Origin of the sequence: Enterobacter cloacae complex sp. P24RS, from assembly GCF_014982165.1 — a bacterium.
GTDB lineage: Bacteria > Pseudomonadota > Gammaproteobacteria > Enterobacterales > Enterobacteriaceae > Enterobacter > Enterobacter quasihormaechei.
Genome location: NZ_JADCKU010000005.1, coordinates 260,057 through 279,890, shown reverse-complemented (window position 1 = coordinate 279,890; position 19,834 = coordinate 260,057). Strand labels below are relative to the sequence as shown.

The 19,834-nt window shown below is 57.8% G+C and carries 16 protein-coding genes and 2 pseudogenes; 11 read left to right on the top strand and 7 right to left on the bottom strand.

Annotation, left to right across the window (positions count from 1 at the left end; translation table 11 throughout):
- From INF58_RS20925 to INF58_RS07520, 8 genes and pseudogenes are all read left to right on the top strand, one after another.
- Positions 1-2,264: pseudogene (locus INF58_RS20925) on the top strand (NtaA/DmoA family FMN-dependent monooxygenase).
- Between the two features lie 9 nt (positions 2,265-2,273).
- Positions 2,274-2,783 (top strand): GNAT family N-acetyltransferase, encoded by a 510-nt coding sequence (locus INF58_RS07550; protein ID WP_193033939.1) that lies wholly within the window; start codon positions 2,274-2,276, stop codon positions 2,781-2,783.
- Positions 2,784-2,792: 9 nt separating this feature from the next.
- Complete coding sequence (locus INF58_RS07545; protein ID WP_193527414.1) at positions 2,793-3,719, top strand: amino acid ABC transporter permease; 927 nt, start codon at positions 2,793-2,795, stop codon at positions 3,717-3,719.
- Positions 3,703-4,476 (top strand): amino acid ABC transporter ATP-binding protein, encoded by a 774-nt coding sequence (locus tag INF58_RS07540; RefSeq protein ID WP_193527413.1) that lies wholly within the window; start codon positions 3,703-3,705, stop codon positions 4,474-4,476. The genes INF58_RS07545 and INF58_RS07540 overlap by 17 nt, the downstream gene beginning before the upstream one ends.
- 67 nt (positions 4,477-4,543) lie before the next feature.
- A complete protein-coding gene (locus tag INF58_RS07535; RefSeq protein WP_063866647.1) occupies positions 4,544-5,161 on the top strand; it encodes a glutathione S-transferase family protein in 618 nt (205 codons plus the stop codon).
- A gap of 37 nt (positions 5,162-5,198) precedes the next feature.
- Complete coding sequence (gene pptA, locus INF58_RS07530) at positions 5,199-5,429, top strand: tautomerase PptA (protein WP_063866648.1); 231 nt, start codon at positions 5,199-5,201, stop codon at positions 5,427-5,429.
- A 185-nt stretch (positions 5,430-5,614) separates the two neighbouring features.
- The gene (locus INF58_RS07525; protein WP_193527412.1) at positions 5,615-6,616 is read left to right on the top strand and encodes a Kdo(2)-lipid IV(A) acyltransferase; all 1,002 of its coding nucleotides are present in this window, start codon (positions 5,615-5,617) and stop codon (positions 6,614-6,616) included.
- Between the two features lie 91 nt (positions 6,617-6,707).
- Positions 6,708-7,342 (top strand): annotated as a pseudogene (locus INF58_RS07520) (helix-turn-helix domain-containing protein).
- 141 nt (positions 7,343-7,483) lie between these two features.
- Here the strand turns inward: INF58_RS07520 and INF58_RS07515 are convergent.
- Positions 7,484-7,960: a GNAT family N-acetyltransferase gene (locus INF58_RS07515; protein WP_193527411.1), complete on the bottom strand. Its 477-nt coding sequence runs from the start codon at positions 7,958-7,960 to the stop codon at positions 7,484-7,486.
- Between the two features lie 85 nt (positions 7,961-8,045).
- On the opposite strand from INF58_RS07515, the gene INF58_RS07510 reads away from it, so the two are divergent.
- A complete protein-coding gene (locus INF58_RS07510) occupies positions 8,046-8,969 on the top strand; it encodes a LysR family transcriptional regulator (protein WP_193527410.1) in 924 nt (307 codons plus the stop codon).
- Between the two features lie 4 nt (positions 8,970-8,973).
- Here the strand turns inward: INF58_RS07510 and INF58_RS07505 are convergent, their stop codons facing one another.
- On the bottom strand, positions 8,974-9,276 hold the full coding sequence (locus tag INF58_RS07505) for a helix-turn-helix transcriptional regulator (protein ID WP_193527409.1): 303 nt from the start codon (positions 9,274-9,276) through the stop codon (positions 8,974-8,976).
- Between the two features lie 161 nt (positions 9,277-9,437).
- Between INF58_RS07505 and fusA the strand changes: the two genes are divergently transcribed.
- A complete protein-coding gene (fusA, locus tag INF58_RS07500; RefSeq protein ID WP_193527408.1) occupies positions 9,438-11,537 on the top strand; it encodes an elongation factor G in 2,100 nt (699 codons plus the stop codon).
- Positions 11,538-11,587: 50 nt separating this feature from the next.
- Here fusA and INF58_RS07495 read toward each other — a convergent pair whose 3' ends face one another.
- Complete coding sequence (locus tag INF58_RS07495; protein WP_193527407.1) at positions 11,588-12,160, bottom strand: flavin reductase family protein; 573 nt, start codon at positions 12,158-12,160, stop codon at positions 11,588-11,590.
- Between the two features lie 105 nt (positions 12,161-12,265).
- Here INF58_RS07495 and nhoA point away from each other — a divergent pair, with 105 nt between their 5' ends.
- A complete protein-coding gene (gene nhoA, locus INF58_RS07490) occupies positions 12,266-13,111 on the top strand; it encodes an N-hydroxyarylamine O-acetyltransferase (protein ID WP_193527406.1) in 846 nt (281 codons plus the stop codon).
- Positions 13,112-13,176: 65 nt separating this feature from the next.
- Here the strand turns inward: nhoA and narI are convergent, their stop codons facing one another.
- Genes narI through INF58_RS07470 form a run of 4 tightly spaced genes read right to left on the bottom strand, consistent with a single transcriptional unit; the run spans position 13,177 to position 19,830 of the window.
- On the bottom strand, positions 13,177-13,857 hold the full coding sequence (narI, locus tag INF58_RS07485) for a respiratory nitrate reductase subunit gamma (protein WP_063451247.1): 681 nt from the start codon (positions 13,855-13,857) through the stop codon (positions 13,177-13,179).
- Positions 13,854-14,549 carry a nitrate reductase molybdenum cofactor assembly chaperone gene (gene narW / locus INF58_RS07480; protein ID WP_063866655.1) on the bottom strand — a complete coding sequence of 232 codons (696 nt, stop codon included), beginning with the start codon at positions 14,547-14,549 and terminating at the stop codon, positions 13,854-13,856. The genes narI and narW overlap by 4 nt, the downstream gene beginning before the upstream one ends.
- Positions 14,549-16,093, bottom strand: coding sequence for a nitrate reductase subunit beta (gene narH, locus INF58_RS07475; RefSeq protein WP_193527405.1), 1,545 nt, complete (start codon positions 16,091-16,093; stop codon positions 14,549-14,551). Before narH ends, narW begins: the two co-directional genes overlap by 1 nt.
- Positions 16,090-19,830, bottom strand: coding sequence for a nitrate reductase subunit alpha (locus tag INF58_RS07470; protein WP_193527404.1), 3,741 nt, complete (start codon positions 19,828-19,830; stop codon positions 16,090-16,092). The genes narH and INF58_RS07470 overlap by 4 nt, the downstream gene beginning before the upstream one ends.
- Positions 19,831-19,834: the final 4 nt, after the last annotated feature.

The following is a 19,834-nucleotide window of genomic DNA, read 5'->3' as shown; positions in this document are numbered from 1 at the left end:
ATGTCTGCACATCGTCAATTGCGGCTGGGGACCATTTTGCATGGTGCATCCGGAAATATGTCCGCCTGGCGTCATCCGGCGGCGGTCGCGGATGCCAGTATAAATTTTGATTTCGTAAAAGAAACGGCATTAAAAGCGGAAGAGGGCAAGCTCGACTTTATCTTCGTTGCTGACGGTCTTTATATTAACGAGAAATCCATTCCGCATTTTTTAAACCGTTTTGAGCCGCTGACGGTGTTGTCCGCGCTGGCAAGCGTCACCTCGCGCCTGGGGCTGGTCGGCACGTTGTCCACTTCCTACAGCGAGCCTTTCACCGTTGCGCGTCAGTTTGCCAGCCTCGATCACCTGAGCAACGGTCGCGCGGGCTGGAACGTAGTGACCTCACCGCTGGAAGGATCGGCGAAGAATTTCTCCCGCGAAAAACACCCTGAGCATGCGCTGCGCTACCGCATTGCCGATGAGTATCTCGACGTGGTGAAAGGGCTGTGGGACTCCTGGGAAGGGGATGCCTTTATCCGCAATAAAGAGAGCGGACAGTTTTTTGACGCGTCGAAACTGCACACCCTGGATCACCATGGTGACTTCTTCCAGGTTTCCGGCCCGCTGAATATTGGCCGCACGCCGCAGGGACGTCCGATTGTCTTTCAGGCCGGCGCGTCCGACGACGGTAAAAAGCTGGCAGCAAAACACGCCGACGCCATCTTTACCCACCATGACACGCTGGAAGAAGCGCAGGCCTTTTACCGCGACGTCAAACGGCAGCTGGAAAGTCACGGTCGCCGCGCGGGTGATTTACATATATTCCAGGGCGTCAGCGTGATTGTCGGAAATGACGCCGATGACGTTAAAAACCAGTATCAAACCACGGCGGCACTGGTCTCCATTCATGATGCGCTGAACTATCTCGGGCGTTATTTCGAGCATCACGACTTTAGCCAGTATCCCCTTGACGCGCCGTTCCCGGATATCGGCGATTTAGGCAAAAACAGCTTTCGCAGCACCACCGATGACATCAAGCGTAACGCCCGTGAGCGCAACTTAACTCTGCGTCAGGTCGCGCTGGAAGCCGCATCGCCGCGCCCGCGTTTTTCCGGCACGCCGGAGCAGGTAGCCGATGGTTTACAGGCCTGGTTCGAGGAGAAGGCGGCAGACGGCTTCATCATTCAGGGCGGTACGCCGGATACCTTCCCGCGCTTTGTCGACCAGGTGGTGCCCGTTTTACAGGCGCGCGGCCTGTTCCGCAGCGAGTATCCCGGCACCACGCTGCGCGAAAGTCTGGGCTTAGACGAACCCAAAAATCAGTTCACACAACAATAAAAGAGAAAAACGCTATGCAGAAATCATCGCTTATTCTGGCGCTTGCGCTGGCCTTTACCCCTGCCGTCTGGGCAGAGAACGTCAATATTAACGGCACCGGCGTGAGCATTGAGGCTAATAAAACGCCGATCGACACCGCCAAAAACAGCGATGCGATCGCCCAACTGCCGAAAGACTATCGCTTTGCCGTGCCGGGGAAATTTACCGTGGCGGTGGCGGGGCTGAATCAGCCGCCGCTGACGGTCTTTTCCGACGACAACAAAACCCTGCTGGGGAGTGAGGTCGACATTGCGCGCCTGGTGGCGGACAGCCTCGGGCTCGAGCTGAACGTGGTTCCCACCTCCTGGGAGGACTGGCCGCTGGGAGTGGCATCCGGGAAATACGACGCGGCGATCAGCAACATCACCGTCACCAAAGCGCGCAAAGAGAAGTTCGACTTTGCCACCTATCGCAAGGATTCCCTTGGCTTTTACGTGAAATCCACCAGCCCGATCGTGTCGATCCAGAAGGCGGAGGATATCGCCGGGCTGCGCATCATCGTTGGCTCCGGCACCAACCAGGAGGCGATCCTGCTGGCGTGGAACGAAGAGAACCTTCAAAAAGGGCTTAAGCCGTTTATCCCGGTCTACACCAAAGACGATGCGGCGCAAACCCTCGCGCTACAGTCAGGTCGTGCAGACGCCTATTTTGGCCCGAACGTGATCGGCGCATGGAAAGCGGCGCTGACCGGTAAAACCAAACTGGTCGGCAGCGTCGACGGCGGCTGGCCGAAGGCGGCGCATATCGCGGTGACGCTAAAAAAAGGGAGCGGCCTGGTCGAACCGGTTCAAACCGCGCTTAACGGCGTAATTAAGAACGGAGATTACGACAAAGTGCTGAACCGCTGGGGAGAAGGCGTTGAGCGTATCCCCCGTTCCGAGGTTAACCCGGCTGGTCTGGGCGATTAAGGAGGCGCTATGCGTGAACAATTTCGTGACGTTTCGCCGGAAGATAGCGATCTTCAGCCCATTATTAACGGCCTGTTCGGTGAATACGCCGCTCGTTACGGCGACTACTTTTCAAAGGATGCGGAAGTCGAGCTGACGGAGTGGTACCTGGCGCCGCAGGGGCTGTTTATCGTGCTGGAGCGCGATGGCGAAATCATCGCTACCGGCGCTTACAAGCCCTTCGACGAACGCACGGCAGAAATCAAACGTATCTGGACGAATAAAACGCTGCGCCAGCAGGGGCTGGCCGCGCGCGTGGTACAGGAGCTGGAGCGCAGAGCGATACTGGCGGGCTACAGCCACATGTACCTGACTACCGGGTTTCGTCAGCCGGAGGCGGTACGGCTCTATCTCAGTCAGGGGTATCAGCCGCAGTTCGATCTCAACCGCGATCCGGAAGAGTACAGCCAGCCGCCGTTCGATGGTCGGCTGCGTTTCACCAAAACGCTGATCCGCGAAGCGCTCAGCAAAACCGCATAAGGAGCGACGATGAACAACGTTGAAACCATAAAAGTGGTCCCCGCACGTTATCCGCTACGCGCAGTCGGCGCTGCGGTGGCGCTGTTTGTGCTGGCGGTCGTGATTCAGTCCGTGGCCTTTAATCCCCGCTGGGAGTGGGCGGTATTTGCTCGCTGGTTCTTTGATCCGGTGATCCTCCAAGGCGTCGGTCAGACGCTGCTGCTCACGTTGATAGGCACCGTGCTGAGCGTGGTGATTGGCGGCATGCTGGCGCTGGCGCGGCTCTCGTCATCCTGGCTGTTGAGCAGCCTGGCATGGGGATACATTTGGCTTTTCCGCTCGCTGCCGCTGATCGTGGTGCTGATCGTTCTTTATAACTTCTCCTACCTCTACGACACGCTCTCTCTCGGCGTGCCTTTTACCGGCATTACCTGGGGCAGCGTTGAAACCATCAACGTGCTCGGGCAGTTTTCTACCGCCGTCGTGGGGCTGACGCTGGTGCAGAGCGCCTATACGGCGGAAATTATTCGCGGGGGCTTCCTTGGGGTCGATCACGGCCAGTATGAGGCGGCCGCCGCGCTTGGGCTGCCGGCGTGGCGTCGCACCGTGCGCATTATTCTTCCGCAGGCGCTGCGCACCATTTTGCCGTCCGGATTCAATGAAATCATCAGCCTCGCCAAGGGTACGGCGATGGTTTACGTGCTGGCGATGCCGGAGCTGTTCTACACGATCCAGATGATCTACAACCGTACGCAGGAGGTGATCCCGTTGCTGATGGTGGGAGCCGTCTGGTATCTGGTGATTACCACCGTCCTGTCTGCCATCCAGCATATCGTTGAGCGTGGGCTCGCCCGCAGCGAGCGCCGCTCCGCCGTAAACCAGAATCGGGCAGCCAGCCGGACGCGTTCCGTTACCACCTCACCAGCACAGGAGCCTGTTCATGCAAGCCTCTCCTGAAGGACACATTTCTATTACCGGCGTCAGCAAGTTTTTTGGCCGACATAAAGCGCTCGATAACGTCACGCTTGAGATCCCGCCGGGTTCCGTCACGGTGATCCTCGGCCCATCCGGATCGGGGAAATCGACGCTGCTGCGTACCATTAATCATCTGGAGCGCGTAGACGAAGGCTTTATTCAGATTGACGGAGAGTACATTGGCTACCGCCGCCAGGGTGACAAACTGTACGAGCTTAAAGAGAAAGAGATCCTCAAACAGCGCGTTAACGTGGGCTACGTTTTTCAGAACTTCAACCTGTTTCCGCATCTTACGGTGCTGGAAAACCTGATTGAGGCGCCGATCGCGCATAAGAAACTCACCCGAAAGGCGGCCATCGAGAACGCATACAGCCTGCTGGATGTGGTCGGCCTGCGTGAAAAAGCCGATGCCTGGTCGCGTCACCTTTCCGGCGGCCAGCAGCAGCGCATTGCCATTGCCCGCGCGCTGGCGCTGCACCCCCGCGTAATGCTGTTTGATGAGCCCACCTCGGCGCTTGACCCGGAACTGGTTGGCGAAGTGCTGGACGTGATTAAAAAGCTGGCCCGTTCCGGCACCACGCTGGTGGTGGTTACCCATGAGATCGGCTTTGCCCGGGAAGTGGCGGACCAGGTGGTGTTTATGGTTGACGGAAAAATTGTGGAGCAGGGCAGCAGCGACGACGTGTTAAACCGACCGTCGCACCCGCGAACGCGCCAGTTTTTGTCGAAAGTATTGTAGTTTTCCCGCCTGGGATAACCTGGTCATGCTGCTCTACACTTAGGGTTTTCATCCCTGAGGGGGCAACATGATCAAACTCTATGGCGTACCCGGCTGGGGATCGGCAATCGGTGAAGTGATGCTGACTCTGGCAGACATCCCGTATCAGTTCGTCAACGTGGACGGGTTTGACCAGCCCGGCCCGCAGCGCGAACTGCTGTTAAAACTGAACCCGCTGTGCCAGGTGCCGACGCTGGAGCTGGAAAACGGGACGATCGTGACGGAAACTGCGGCGATTGCCCTGATGGTGCTCGACAGATGTCCCGATCTCGCGCCGCCCGTAGGGCAGGCCGAGCGCCAGCAGTTTCAGCGCCTGCTCATCTGGTTTGTGGCCAACGTCTATCCCACCTTTACGTATGCAGACTATCCGGAACGCTGGGTGCCTGATGCTCCCGAACAGCTGAAGAAAAACTGCATTGAGTACCGAAAATCGCTCTATCTGTGGTTCGACACGCAACTCAGCGCCTCGCCTTTCGCTTTTGGCACACAGCTGACGCTGCTTGACGTCTATATTGCCGTCGCGCGTACCTGGGGGCCACGTCATGAGTGGTTTGCCACCAATACGCCCCATATCACCGCCATCGCGGATGCGGTTTGCGCGCTGCCGGAACTGCACAAGGTGCTAAAAGCTAACGACATAATCTGATAACGTGGAACGCTCACCTATAAAAGGAGCCCTGCCCATGCCACATGTTGATATCAAATGTTTTCCACGCGATCTGAATGACGAACAAAAAACGGCGCTGGCGGCGGATATCGCCGAAGCGATCGCCCGTCATCTGAACAGCAAAGATCGCTCAATCTCCGTGGCGCTTCAGGAAGTTCAGGAAGCTGACTGGAAGGCGCAGGTTTGGGATACCGAGATCGGCCCGAAACTCGATAAGCTGATTAAGAAACCCGGCTATTCGATGTAATCCGCTTGCCGGGTGGTGCACTGTCACCCGGCGATCTCCGCCTTTATTTGCTATCGCAAAAATCGATAATAAAAACCATAACGATTCCGCTACAATTCTTCCTTCCGAACAATATTCGTTAAATCAGCAGGTAAGCACTGCAACTGCACCAGATTAAGTACAGATAGTAAAAGGATAATTTTTTCATGACAAAATTACCTCGGTTTTCACTCGCCTTTATTCATCCTCGTTACTGGCTCAGCTGGGCAGGCATCGCCGCACTCTGGTGTACGGTCCAGCTCCCCTATTCGCTTCTGTTAAAAGCAGGGCACGGGCTCGGGCGTCTGGCCATGCGCCTGCTTCCACGCCGCGTGGAGATCGCCAGACGAAATCTTGAGCTTTGCTTTCCGGAGATGAAAGAGGATGCGCGCGAGCGTTTACTCGAGCGTAATTTTGAATCGGTTGGAATGGGCGTCATCGAAACGGGGATAGCGTGGTTCTGGCCTGACTGGCGCGTGCGCAAACACTTTAGCGTGACCGGCTACGAACATATGGAACAGGCTCGGGCGCAAGGAAAGGGCGTGGTGCTTATCGGCATGCATTTTCTCACGCTGGAGCTGGGCGCGCGCATCTTCGGTATGCTCAACGCGGGTATTGGAGTGTATCGACCCAACAATAATGCACTGCTCGACTGGCTACAGACGCGCGGGCGCCTGCGTTCCAATAAAACCATGCTTGACCGCCATGACCTGAAGGGCATGATCCGTGCGCTGAAGCAAAATGAGATCCTGTGGTATGCCCCGGATCACGACTATGGCAAAGCGAATAGCGTGTTTGTGCCGTTTTTTGCCGTCCCGGACGCTGCCACTACGGCCGGGAGCTACATGCTGGTGAAAAGTGCCAGACCGGCCGTGATCCCGTTTGTACCGCGCCGTAAAGCAGACGGTACAGGGTATGAGCTGATTATCCTGGAAGATATCAGCGATACGTTGCAGGGGGGCGATAAAGCGTCGGTGGCCACGCAGATGAACAGAGCGATTGAGCGCGCCGTGCTGATGGCACCCGAGCAATATATGTGGCTGCATCGCCGCTTCAAAACCCGCCCGGAAGGCCAGCCGGACCGCTATGCACGCAAAAAACAGGCCCGTTCTCCAGCAAGAACCTTCTCTGCCAGCGACATGTCGGACGAGTCGCGTATTCAGCAGTAGAAAAGGGGGGCGGATGCCGGTGCGCTCCGCCCTTTATAAAACCTGCGGCGCTGGATAGAATGACCGCATCCACATTGTCGGGATGCAAAACATGACCGGAAGAGTCAATTATCACCTCGAAAAATACCTCCTCACCGAAGCCGCCGAGCCAGAACGCCTGACGCGTCAGTGGGCGGAAGTGATGCGCGAATGCCATGACCAGAAATCAGGGGCCGAAGAGCGCCTGCGTCTCGCGCTGCTGAATGTGGATTATGTCACCAGCTTTGAGCTTCCCTTCCGGTTACTCCTCACTCGCGCCCCGCAGTTGGTTGATGGGATCAGAAATGAGTTTCAGCTCAGTCAAAAAAATGTCCTTTTCAACGGTAAACGCTTTGGCTGCGTCTACAGCCTCAAGCAGGATTGAACGGCATTCCCGATGAGTTTACCTATCATCTTAAGACCCGTATTCAGCGAATCGATGCGGCAGGCGGTTCGGAAGTACCTTACCGGCACATTGCTCAGCAGGTGAAAGCTCCTCGCGAGCGCCTCAAGCTGGCGCTGGAAAATGGGCTTGCGGTCACGGCGCTTGACGGACTGTTCTGGTTTGGTATTCAGCGCATAGCCGCCGACGTGCAGCGGTTAAGAAAAACGGGCATGAGGATTGTGACGTCAGAGACTGAGGTATTCGATACGCTGACGATGACAACCCGGCAGATCCCCGTCTACAGCCTGACTCAGCCGGGATGAACCTCGTTCACCGATCTTTCGAGTGCCTCAGAGAAGACGGAAAATGGCGGTAATTTCTCTCTCAGATATTCCGTGCTTCAGTAACGCTTTCAGTGTCATTATGCCCCTGAGAAAGAGGGGCGTTTTCACGCGATGGCTTCGTTAGCCAGCAAATGCCCGCAACGCATCCCCATCAAGACGATAGCGTACCCATTCGGACTGCGGTAACGCGCCGATGCTTAAATAAAAATCAATGGCAGACTGGTTCCAGTCAAGCACGCTCCATTCCAGCCGGCCGCAGTTACGTTCCACTGCGCATTGCGCGATTTTTTTTAGCAGCGCTTTTCCCGCTCCCTTGTTGCGGTATTCCGGGGAGACATATAAATCTTCCATATAGATACCGTTGCGGCCAAGCCAGGTGGAGTAGCTGGTGAAAAAAACGGCATACCCCACCACGCGGCCAGCATATTCGGCGATCAGCGCTTCGGTTTTACTGTCTGCACCAAACAGCGTTTTACGGATCTCGTCCGGAGTGGTGACCACTTCTTCTGGCGCTTTTTCATAGACCGCGAGTTCGTAAATCATATCGTAAATTGCCGCTGCATTTTCAGGTCGCGCCTGACGAATCGTAATGCTCATTCGTTTCCCTTTATTTCTGTTCGTTGTTGATGGAGGTAAGCATAAAGGCTAATGTCAGAAGAATTAAGTGCAATGAAATCAACCAATGATGAATATTATGCATCCGGCCTTAAGGCGCCTTGATTTAAACCTCCTGCCGGTTTTTGACGCCATTTATCGCCACAGTTCCGTTCGACTGGCGGCGGATGAGCTGGCGATGAGCACCTCGGCGCTCAGCCATGCTCTGTCACGGCTGCGTGTTTCGCTCAACGACCCGCTGTTTTACCGGGAGGGGCATCGAATGTGTCCCAGCGTCTATGCCACGCAGCTTGCGCCTGTTATTGCATCGGCCCTGAAGGCTCTCGATCGGGAGCTCTCGCCGCAGCCGGAGTTTGATCCTGCTGTGAGTACAGCGTGTTTGCAGATTGCGATAACGGACTTTACTGCGTTCTGCATATTTCCTGCACTCATGAATGTACTTCAACATGAGGCGCCTGGCCTGCGTCTGGAATTACGTTATTTGCCGCACAGCCCAGCGATGACGGAGTTACTGGCTGGAGAGGTCGATCTGGCCCTGGGATTCAGCACCGTCGAGGATCCCCGGTACCCGGAGCTGGAAGAGATTACTTGGTTCGAAGATGAGTATGTCGTGATTAGCAATGCGAGCCGGATGGCACTGACGCTGGAGGATTATCTCGCCGCCCGGCATCTTGTGGTTACGCCGTGGAACGAGAAGCAGGGGGTGCTGGATTTGCAGCTTGAACGCATGGGCTATACCCGACACATTGCGATTAAAACCCCGTCCATGCTCAGCGCCCCGTTTGTTATAGCAGAAAGCGATCTGCTGATGGCATTACCCCGATTCGCCGCTGAGAAGCTACTGCCGGCTACCAATATCAAAATTTTTGACTTGCCGTTCCACATCAGTCCGTTTGAAGTAAAAATTTATTCGCATAAACGCAGCGGTAAACGAGGCGTCACCAACTGGTTAAAAGCGACACTGGGCGCGCTGGCTGAAGGCCTACAGTGAGCGCTTATGATTTCGACTGTAACAGGATCGCCATCAGTCCCGGAAAGCGGGCGTCCAGATCCTCTCTTCTCAGTGAAATCATATTCTCGCGCCCCTGCGGGCGCTGCCAGATCACGCCGCTGTCGCGCAGCACGCGCCAGTGGTGAGTCATGGTGGACTTCACCACGTCGTCCGGGCGCAGCGCGTTACAGCTCAGTTCGCTGCCGTCGGCCAGCTTTCGGACGATCGCTAATCGCAGCGGATTTCCGAGGGCGAACAGCACATTTTCCAGCAGTATTTGTTCAGGTTCCGGGTGGTTTGGGATCATCGTTTTCCTGCGTCTCGGGTCAGATTGAGCTATATCAACAATAGGTCAACCGTTAAAAAATAGTTCGATAATACTCGTACAATAGGACTATTATAACAAACGAACGCACACGCGACCATCCCGGTCGTCACAAACCAGTCTCAAAGACTTAAGGAAATATCATGCCCCGACCCATTCCACTCGAACGTTATCGCAACATCGGTATCTCCGCGCATATCGATGCCGGCAAAACCACCACTACCGAGCGCATCCTGTTTTACACCGGGATGAGCCACAAGCTGGGTGAAGTACACGATGGCGCGGCAACCACCGACTGGATGGCGCAGGAGCAGGAGCGCGGGATCACCATTACTTCGGCGGCGGTAAGCTGTTTCTGGCCCGGCATGGACAGAGGTTTTGAACCGCACCGCATCAATATTATTGATACCCCCGGGCACGTCGATTTTACCATTGAGGTGGAACGTTCCATGCGGGTACTCGACGGCGCGGTGATGGTGTACGACTCCGTCGGTGGCGTGCAGCCGCAGTCGGAAACCGTCTGGCGTCAGGCGAATAAATACCACGTCCCGCGGCTGGCATTCGTCAACAAAATGGACCGCCCGGGCGCAGATTTCTTCCGTGTGGTGCGGATGATGCAGGAGCGCCTGAAAGCCAATCCGGTGCCGATCGTGATTCCGGTGGGTGCGGAAGAACACTTCACCGGCGTGGTGGATCTCATCAAGATGCGCACCATCCTCTGGGACGATGCCACGCAGGGTATGGCGTTTAGCTACGCGCCGGTGCCGGACGATCTGCTGAGTACCGCTCAGGAGTGGCGAGAAAAAATGGTCTCAGCTGCGGCAGAAGCCAGCGATGCGCTGATGGATAAGTATCTGGAAACGGGCGATCTGGATGAAGCGGAAATCATCCAGGGGCTGCGCGTCCGGACCATCTCCGGCGAAATCCAGCCGATGCTGTGCGGTAGCGCATTCAAGAACAAGGGCGTGCAGCGCATGCTTGACGCGGTGATTGAGCTGATGCCGTCTCCACTGGACGTACCCGCTATTGATGGGGTAGACGAAGACGGGCAGCACGCTGAGCGTCATCCAAGCGATGATGAACCGTTTTCGGCGCTGGCCTTCAAGCTGATGAGCGATCCGTACGTCGGGCAGCTGACCTTTATCCGCGTCTATTCCGGCATACTGCGTAAAGGCGACGCGGTGTACAACCCGGTGAAGGGCAAGAAAGAGCGTATCGGGCGCATTGTGCTGATGCATGCCAACGATCGCCATGAGGTGGACGAGTTGCGTGCAGGGGATATTGCAGCCTGTGTCGGGCTGAAAGACGTCACTACCGGCGACACGCTGACCGACCCGAACGCGGTGATCACCCTTGAGCGGATGGAGTTCCCGGATCCGGTCATTTCGCTTGCGATCGAGCCGAAAACCAAAGCCGATCAGGAGAAAATGGGGATCGCACTACAGCGCCTGGCGGCGGAGGACCCGTCGTTCCGCCTGCACACGGATGAGGAATCCGGCCAGACGATTATCTCCGGGATGGGCGAGCTGCATCTGGAAATCATCGTCGACCGCATGAAACGCGAGTTTGGCGTCGAGGCGAACATTGGTCGTCCTCAGGTCACCTACCGTGAAACCCTGCGCAAAGCGGTGAAGGATATTGAAGGGAAATTTGTCCGACAGTCCGGCGGGAAAGGGCAGTACGGCCATGTGGTCCTGAGCTTCGAGCCGCTAGCGGCCGGGAGTGGTTTTGTGTTTGAAGATGCCACTAAAGGCGGCGTGGTGCCGCGCGAGTACATCCCGTCGGTGGAGAAAGGCTTGCGTGAAGCCATGAACACCGGGGTGCTGGCGGGCTATCCGGTTGTGGATGTGAAAGCGACCCTGACCTTTGGTTCGTACCACGATGTCGACTCCTCGGAGATGGCCTTCCGCATGGCGGCGATCCTCGGTTTTAAAGAGGGTGCGCGGCGGGCGGACCCGGTAATTCTTGAGCCGGTGATGCACGTTGAGGTGGAAACGCCGGAGGAATATGCCGGGAACATTATGGGTGATCTCTCCTCCCGTCGCGGCATGGTACAGGGGATGGCAGAGCAGTATGGCAGCCAGATTATTCGCGCTGACGTCCCGCTGGCCGAGATGTTTGGCTATGCCACCACGCTGCGATCGATGTCGCAGGGGCGCGCAACGTATACGATGGAGTTCCACCATTTTGCGGAGGCTCCGCGAAATGTGGCGGATGAGATTATTGCGAAGCGCGTGAAGTAATAAAAAAGCCCTCTTCTTCAGGAAGAGGGCTTCTCTCTTTTGATGTTGTGCTAGTCCAGCGCCTTCACCATCTTCCCACTCGTCACAAACGTGCCCGCCCCCAGATGATGCAACGTATTCAGCTTATCCTCGTCAAACTGCCAGCGTCCGGCCACAAAAGCGCGCTCATCCGCCGCGGCGGAAACGACCTCCCCAAACAGGGTGTCATATTTTTCTGCCGCAGAAGTGACAGGTAATAACCGACACTCCATCCACGCCAGACATTTATCTTCTATAACCGGCAGGCCAAGCTCAGGACCAAAAATAACCGGGATACCGTAGCAGTTAAATTTATCCTCGTCGCGCCCGCTGACGCTGCCGACCGCGTAGGTCCAGTTCGCTGCCGCCACGCCCGGGATAACGATGCCGAATTTACCGCTGCGCTCGATCAGCTCTCGCGACCAGGCGCTTTTGTCCACCACAATCGCGATGCGCGGCGGTTCAAATTCCACCGGCATGGACCATGCGGCGGCCATAACGTTGCGTCTGTCTATCGTTTCATCCCGACTGGTAATAAGCACGGTGGGCCCGTGATTCAGAAGACGGCTGGCATGGCGTAATTCAACGGGGCGAAAGTGGCTCATAGGATCTCCTCATGTACACGATGAGTATGACGAAAAAGCACTTTTGCGCATATGCATTAGGCAAAATAGTTTATAAACAGGGAATATCCCATACTGGAGCAAATCATGTCCCCATTTCTGAGTGCTTATTTCGCCCGCACGGGCTGGCAGCAGCCCGTACAGGTTGATATCGATACCCTGCGGGGGCTGCATTTACACCACAACTGTGCGATTCCGTTCGAAAATATTGATGTCGTCCTGCCGCGTGAAATCCATCTTGAAGATCAATGTCTGGTCGACAAGCTGGTGACGGCGCGACGCGGGGGGTATTGCTTCGAGCAAAACGGTCTGTTCGAGCGGGTGCTGCGCGAAGTCGGGTTTACCGTGCGCAGCGTGCTGGGGCGGGTCGTGCTGGCAAATCCGTCCCAGATACCGCCGCGCACGCATCGGCTGCTTCTGGTAGAGCTGAACGGCGAACGCTGGATCGCCGATGTGGGATTTGGCGGACAAACGTTGACGGCGCCGATTCGTTTGATCGCCAACGAGGAGCAGGAAACCCCGCACGGCATGTACCGTCTTCTGAGCGAGGGTAACGACTGGGTATTACAGTTCCGCCATCACGAACACTGGCAGTCGATGTACCATTTTGACCTGGGGACGCAATACTTCAACGATTACGTGATGGGAAACTTCTGGTCGGCGCACTGGCCGCAGTCCCATTTTCGTCATCATCTGCTGATGTGTCGCCACCTGCCGGACGGAGGTAAGCTGACGCTGACCAACTTTAACTTTACCCACTGGCAGAACGGTCACGTGGAGGAGCAGATCCATTTGCCGGATGCACAGGCGCTGTATCAGCTGATGCAGGAACGCTTTGGGTTGGGCGTTGACGACCCGAAGCACGGCTTTACACTGGCAGAACTAACGGCGGTGATGGCGGGGTTTGATACGCATCCGCAGGCGGGGAAATAGCCCGGTGGCGGCTGCGCCTTACCGGGCCCGTAGGTCGGGTAAGGCGAAGCCGCCACCCGACAAAATCAACGACGCGATCTCACCACCTGATACCGACGGGTGAAATATTCAAACGGCGCGCTCCACACGTGCACCAGGCGGGTGAACGGGAAGATGAGGAAAATCGTCATCCCCAGTACCAGATGCACCCGGAAGATCGGCGCGACGCCGCTCAGCATCTCCGACGAGCCCCCCCTGAACGTCACGATCCCCTGCGCCCAGCCGACCAGCTTCATCATCTCGCTCCCGTCAGGATACTGAGCGGAGAAAGGAATGGTCGACAGCCCCAGGATACACTGAAGCAGCAGGATACTCATGATGATAATATCCGGCGTGGTCGAGGTCGCGCGCACCCGCTGGTTGAAGAGGCGGCGGATCAGCAGCATCGACCCACCAATCAGCGTCAGTACACCGCAAATGCCTCCCGCAATCATGGCTAACTGCTGTTTAACCGCGACGGGTAAAAACCAGGCATACATCCAGTGCGGGGTTAACATCCCGAACAGGTGCCCGAAGAAAATCCCCAAAATCCCGATATGAAACAGGTTAGAGCCCCAGTTCATACCGCGCTTGCTGAGCATCTGGCTCGACGAGGCGCGCCAGGTGTATTGTCCGTAGTCGTAGCGCAGCCAGCTGCCGAGGAAAAAGACGGTGGCGCAGATATACGGGTAAATATCATAGAAAAATACGTTCAGGTAATGCGTCATTTTGGGCCTCCGGCGCTGACGTCCACGTACTGCGGCGCGACGTCCTGGCTAAAGCGTCGTTGATATTGCTGCATCGGCGAACTGTCGCACGACGTCGCGTTGTCTTCGATAAACTTCACCTGTTCCTCTTCCCACACGGCATCCAGCGCCTGACGGGTATCATCCCGTTTTTCACCGGACACCTGCTTCGCCACGCTGTCGCTGGAAAGCCGCGTACCGGCCATCGTCAGCAAGGCGTCAAACAGCTGGTAATGCGCCACGCCGCGCTGCTTGAGACGCCCACCAATCAGCGCCAGGATCGGCGCGACGTTTTGAAGACCTTCACGCGCCTCGTCGTCGGTGACGAGGCTGAGATATTCCAGATAGAGCGGCAGGTAGTCGGGCAGCTCGCGGCAGTCCAGCTCCAGCCCGGCTTTCTCATACTGGCTCATCAGGTCGACCATTGCCTGACCGCGATCGCGCGACTCGGCGTGAACGTGCTCGAACAGCAGCAGCGACGTCGCGCGGCCCCGTTCAAACACCTCGCACCATTCTGCCTGCTTGTCCAGCAGCGGGGCGCTCAGGTGCTGCTGCGCGAAGGGCAGCAGCATGGGCGCGTCCTGTTCTACCAGGGAAAGCGCTTCTTCGCGGTTTTCCCACAGCAGCTCATCGGGATACTCAATGAGCAGCGCGATGATTTTAAGGATCTGCATTATTCTCCCTCCCCGTGATCGCGCACTTCGGTGATGTTAATCGCGTCGATGCGGCTGCTGTTGAAGAGGTTGAACTTGGTATCGGAGCCGTGGCAGCCGTCGCCAAAGGTGAAGCCGCAGCCATTTTTTTCCGGGAAGGCGTCACGCGCCATTTCGCGGTGGCTGGTCGGGATCACGAAGCGGTCTTCGTAGTTAGCGATAGCCAGGTAGCGATACATTTCCTCAACCTGCGCTTCGGTCAGGCCCACTTCCTCAATGGCGCGGGTATCGGTCACGCCTTCTACGGTCTGGGAGCGTTTGTAATGACGCATCGCCATCATGCGTTTCAGGGCTCGCAGCACCGGGCCGGTATCGCCCGCGCTGAGCATGTTCGCCAGATACTGCACCGGGATGCGCAGGCTCTCGACGGCGGGCAGAACGCCGTCGCTTTGCGGCAGGCCGCCGGCATCCGCGTAGGACTGAATTGGCGACAGCGGCGGCACGTACCAGACCATCGGCAGGGTGCGGTATTCCGGGTGCAGCGGCAGGGCGAGCTTCCAGTCCATCGCCATTTTATAGACCGGTGAACGCTGCGCCGCGTCGATGACGTTCTGCGGGATGCCCTGCTTCAGCGCTTCTTCAATCACCGCCGGGTTGTTCGGATCCAGGAACACGTCGCACTGGCGCTCATACAGGTCGGTCTCATGTTCGGTGCTGGCGGCCTCTTCGATGCGGTCCGCGTCATACAGCAGCACGCCGAGATAGCGGATGCGACCGACGCAGGTTTCCGAACAAACGGTCGGCTGGCCGGACTCGATGCGCGGATAGCAGAAGATGCATTTCTCGGACTTGCCGCTCTTCCAGTTGAAGTAAATTTTCTTGTACGGACAGCCGCTGATGCACAGGCGCCAGCCGCGGCATTTGTCCTGGTCAATCAGCACAATACCGTCCTCTTCGCGCTTGTAAATTGCGCCGCTCGGGCAGGTGGCCACGCAGCTCGGGTTCAGGCAGTGCTCGCACAGGCGCGGCAGATACATCATGAAGGTGTTTTCAAACTGGCCGTACATCTCTTTCTGGATCTTCTGGAAGTTGCGGTCGCGGGCGCGCTTTTCGAACTCGCCGCCCAGCAGCTCCTCCCAGTTTGGCCCCCAGACGATTTTGTCCATCCGCTTGCCGTCAATCAGCGAGCGCGGGCGGGCGGTAGGGAGGTGATCGCCTTCCGGCGCGCGGTGCAGATCCTGATAATCGAAGGTGAACGGTTCGTAGTAATCGTCAATCTGCGGCAGAACGGGGTTGGCAAAAATCTTCGACAGCACACCCATTTTGCCGCCGAGGCGCGGGGTCAGCTTGCCGTGGATCCCGCGTATCCAGCCGCCTTGCCACTCGTCCTGATCTTCCCAGTTTTTCGGATAGCCGATGCCCGGCTTGGTCTCCACGTTGTTAAACCACGCATACTCCATCCCTTCGCGCCCGGTCCAGACGTTCTTGCAGGTGACCGAGCAGGTGTGGCAGCCAATGCATTTGTCGAGATTCAGTACCATGCCAACCTGTGAGCGTATTTTCATTTTTTCGCCTCCTGAACCTGATCCCGACCTTCGCCGTCCAGCCAGTTAATGTTTTTCATTTTGCGGATCATGATGAACTCGTCGCGGTTCGAGCCGACGGTACCGTAATAGTTGAAGCTATAGGCCAGCTGCGCATAGCCGCCGATCATATGGGTCGGTTTTGGGCAGACGCGGGTGACCGAGTTGTGGATCCCGCCGCGCCGTCCGGTCACTTCCGAGCCCGGGATGTTCAGAATGCGCTCCTGGGCGTGGTACATCATGGTCATGCCCGGCGGCACGCGCTGGCTGACCACTGCGCGGGCGGTGAGGGCGCCGTTGGCGTTAAAGGCTTCGATCCAGTCATTGTCCTCAATGCCCAGCTCGCGCGCGTCGGTTTCGCTGATCCAGACGATGGGCCCCCCGCGCGACAGGGTCTGCATCAGCAGGTTTTCGCTGTAGGTGGAGTGGATGCCCCATTTCTGGTGCGGCGTCAGGAAGTTCAGCGCTTTTTCCGGGAAGCCGTTCGGCGGGATCTCGCGCATGTGGGTCACGCTGCGGGTATCAATCGGTGGGCGATAAGCCACCAGGCTCTCTCCGAAGGCGCGCATCCAGGCATGATCCTGATACAACTGCTGGCGACCAGACAGCGTGCGCCACGGGATCAGCTCATGCACGTTGGTATAGCCCGCGTTATACGACACGTGTTCGCTCTCAAGGCCAGACCACGTTGGGCTGGAGATGATTTTGCGCGGCTGCGCCTGAATATCGCGGAAGCGAATTTTCTCGTCTTCCTTGTTCAGCGCCAGATGGGTGTGGTCGCGCCCGGTCAGTTCGCCCAGCGCTTCCCAGGCTTTGACCGCCACCTGACCGTTGGTTTCTGGCGCAAGGGCAAGGATCACCTCGGAGGCGTCAATGGCCGTTTCAATGCGCGGACGGCCTTTCGCCGGACCGTCGAGCTTGACGTAGTTGAGCTTGCCGAGGAAATCGACCTCGTTCTGCGTGTTCCACGAAATGCCTTTCCCGCCGTTGCCGAGCTTGTCCAGCAGCGGCCCAAGAGCCGTAAAGCGCTCATAGGTTTCCGGATAGTTGCGCTCGACGACCGCAATATTCGGTGCGGTTTTGCCGGGGATCAGGTCGCATTCCCCTTTGCGCCAGTCCAGGATATCAAACGGCTGCGACAGCTCCCCCGGAGAGTCATGCTGTAGCGGCTGAAGCACCACGTCGGTTTCGGTGCCAAGGTGGCCGACGCACACCTCCGAGAAAACTTTGGCGATGCCCTTGTAGATCTCCCAGTCGCTGCGTGATTCCCACGCCGGGTCAACGGCGGCGGAAAGCGGGTGAATAAACGGATGCATGTCCGAAGTATTCATATCGTCTTTTTCATACCAGGTGGCGGTAGGCAGGACGATATCGGAGAACAGGCAGGTGCTGGACATGCGGAAATCGAGCGTCACCAGCAGGTCCAGCTTGCCCTCAATGGCGGCGGTCTGCCACTCGACCTCTTCAGGCTTCACGTCGTCCGTTGAGCCTAAATCTTCACCCTGGATCCCGCTCTCGGTGCCGAGCAGGTATTTCAGCATGTACTCGTGGCCTTTACCGGACGAGCCGAGCAGGTTTGAACGCCAGACGAAAAGGTTACGCGGATGGTTCTTGCCGTTGTCCGGCTGTTCGCAGGCGAAGCGGATATCACCGGTTTTTAACGCGTGCACGGTGTAATCCTGCGGCGACATTCCGGCGGCGTCGGCGCGGGCCTTCACGTGCAGCGGGTTGAGGTTGAGCTGCGGTGCGGACGGCAGCCAGCCCATGCGCTCGGCGCGAACGTTGAAGTCGATCAGGTGACCGGTAAACTTCGACGCGTCCGCGAGCGGGGAGAGCAGTTCCTGCGCGGTGAGCTTCTCATAGCGCCACTGGCTGGCGTGGTTGTAGAAGTAAGACGTGCTGTTCATCTGGCGCGGCGGGCGGTTCCAGTCCAGCGCGAAGGCCAGCGGCAGCCAGCCGGTTTGCGGGCGCAGTTTTTCCTGGCCGACATAGTGGGACCAGCCGCCGCCGCTCTGCCCGACGCAGCCGCAGAAGACCAGCATATTGATCATCCCGCGGTAGTTCATGTCCATGTGATACCAGTGGTTCACACCGGCACCGAGGATGATCATCGAGCGGCCATGGGTTTTGTGCGCCGTGTCGGCAAACTCGCGGGCAATTTTTTCGATCAGGTAGGCGGGTACGCCGGTAATTTGCTCGCCCCAGGCCGGGGTATAGGCCTTAATCTCGGCGTAATTTAACGCGGCGTTGCTGTCGTCCAGGCCGCGATCGAGGCCGTAGTTTGCGAGCACCAGATCGTACACGCTCACCACGCGTCTCTGGCTACCGTCGGCCAGCGTCAGGGTTTTACTCGGCACGCGGCGCGTCAGCACCGGCTCCTGCTTCACGCTGCGGAAGTGCGGGTTCTCGTTGCCGCCAAAGTACGGGAAGGCAACGTCCGCCACGCTGTCGTGGGTCATGAGCAGGGAAAGCGTCAGCTCGGTTTCCTGGCCTGCGGCGAGCGACTCCAGGTTCCATTTGCCTTTTTCGCCCCAGCGGAAGCCGATGGAGCCGTTTGGCACCACCAGATCCCCGGCCACGTTAAAGGCGATGGTTTTCCACTCCGGATTGTTGGCTTCCCCCAGCCCGTCGGCCAGATCGGACGCGCGCAGCATCCGGCCCGGCACCAGGCGGCCGTCTGCCTGCTCGTCGAGCAGCACCAGCATCGGCATGTCGGTGTAGCGTCGGCAGTAGTTGAGGAAGTAGTCGCTCGGGTTATCGAGGTGGAACTCTTTGAGGATCACGTGGCCCATCGCCATGGCGAGGGCGCTGTCGGTGCCCTGTTTGGGCGCCAGCCACTGGTCGCTCAGCTTGGCGACCTCCGAGAAGTCCGGCGTAATCGCAACGGTTTTGGTGCCCTTGTAGCGCACCTCGGTAAAGAAGTGGGCGTCGGGAGTACGCGTCTGCGGCACGTTCGAGCCCCAGGCGATGATATAGCTGGAGTTGTACCAGTCTGCGGATTCCGGTACGTCCGTCTGTTCGCCCCACGTCATCGGCGACGCGGGCGGCAAATCGCAGTACCAGTCGTAGAAGCTTAGGCAGGTGCCGCCGAGCAGGGAGAGGTAGCGCGTACCGGCGGCGTAAGAGACCATCGACATCGCAGGAATAGGGGAGAAACCGGCCACGCGGTCCGGGCCGTAATGTTTGATGGTCCAGACGTTAGCGGCGGCAATCAGCTGGTTCAGCTCTTTCCAGTTTGAGCGGATAAACCCGCCTTTACCGCGCACCTTCCTGTAGCTCTGCGCCTTTTGCGGATCGTTCTGGATGGCGTCCCAGGCCAGCACCGGATCGCTGTGCTGCGCCAGCGCCTCGCGCCAGAGTTCGATCAGCCTGCGGCGCACCAGCGGGTACTTAAGACGGTTGGCACTGTAGAGATACCAGGAGTAGCTTGCGCCACGCGGGCAGCCGCGCGGCTCGTGGTTAGGCAGGTCAGGGCGGGTGCGCGGGTAGTCGGTCTGCTGGGTTTCCCAGGTGACCAGGCCGTTTTTAACGTAAATCTTCCAGCTACAGGAGCCGGTGCAGTTCACGCCGTGGGTGGAACGCACAATTTTGTCGAACTGCCAGCGCTGACGGTAGCTGTCCTCCCAGTCGCGGTTGGTGTGATACACCTGCCCGTGCCCCTCGGCGAAACTGTCGCCTTTTGTTTTGAAGTAACGGAAGCGGTCCAACAGTTTGCTCATGACA

Coding starts and splice junctions, on each gene's coding strand:
- INF58_RS07550 (WP_193033939.1), top strand. CDS start 2,274: ATGCGTGAACAATTTCGTGACGTTTCGCCGGAAGATAGCGATCTTCAG.
- INF58_RS07545 (WP_193527414.1), top strand. CDS start 2,793: ATGAACAACGTTGAAACCATAAAAGTGGTCCCCGCACGTTATCCGCTA.
- INF58_RS07540 (WP_193527413.1), top strand. CDS start 3,703: ATGCAAGCCTCTCCTGAAGGACACATTTCTATTACCGGCGTCAGCAAG.
- INF58_RS07535 (WP_063866647.1), top strand. CDS start 4,544: ATGATCAAACTCTATGGCGTACCCGGCTGGGGATCGGCAATCGGTGAA.
- pptA (WP_063866648.1), top strand. CDS start 5,199: ATGCCACATGTTGATATCAAATGTTTTCCACGCGATCTGAATGACGAA.
- INF58_RS07525 (WP_193527412.1), top strand. CDS start 5,615: ATGACAAAATTACCTCGGTTTTCACTCGCCTTTATTCATCCTCGTTAC.
- INF58_RS07515 (WP_193527411.1), bottom strand. CDS start 7,960: ATGAGCATTACGATTCGTCAGGCGCGACCTGAAAATGCAGCGGCAATT.
- INF58_RS07510 (WP_193527410.1), top strand. CDS start 8,046: ATGATGAATATTATGCATCCGGCCTTAAGGCGCCTTGATTTAAACCTC.
- INF58_RS07505 (WP_193527409.1), bottom strand. CDS start 9,276: ATGATCCCAAACCACCCGGAACCTGAACAAATACTGCTGGAAAATGTG.
- fusA (WP_193527408.1), top strand. CDS start 9,438: ATGCCCCGACCCATTCCACTCGAACGTTATCGCAACATCGGTATCTCC.
- INF58_RS07495 (WP_193527407.1), bottom strand. CDS start 12,160: ATGAGCCACTTTCGCCCCGTTGAATTACGCCATGCCAGCCGTCTTCTG.
- nhoA (WP_193527406.1), top strand. CDS start 12,266: ATGTCCCCATTTCTGAGTGCTTATTTCGCCCGCACGGGCTGGCAGCAG.
- narI (WP_063451247.1), bottom strand. CDS start 13,857: ATGACGCATTACCTGAACGTATTTTTCTATGATATTTACCCGTATATC.
- narW (WP_063866655.1), bottom strand. CDS start 14,549: ATGCAGATCCTTAAAATCATCGCGCTGCTCATTGAGTATCCCGATGAG.
- narH (WP_193527405.1), bottom strand. CDS start 16,093: ATGAAAATACGCTCACAGGTTGGCATGGTACTGAATCTCGACAAATGC.
- INF58_RS07470 (WP_193527404.1), bottom strand. CDS start 19,830: ATGAGCAAACTGTTGGACCGCTTCCGTTACTTCAAAACAAAAGGCGAC.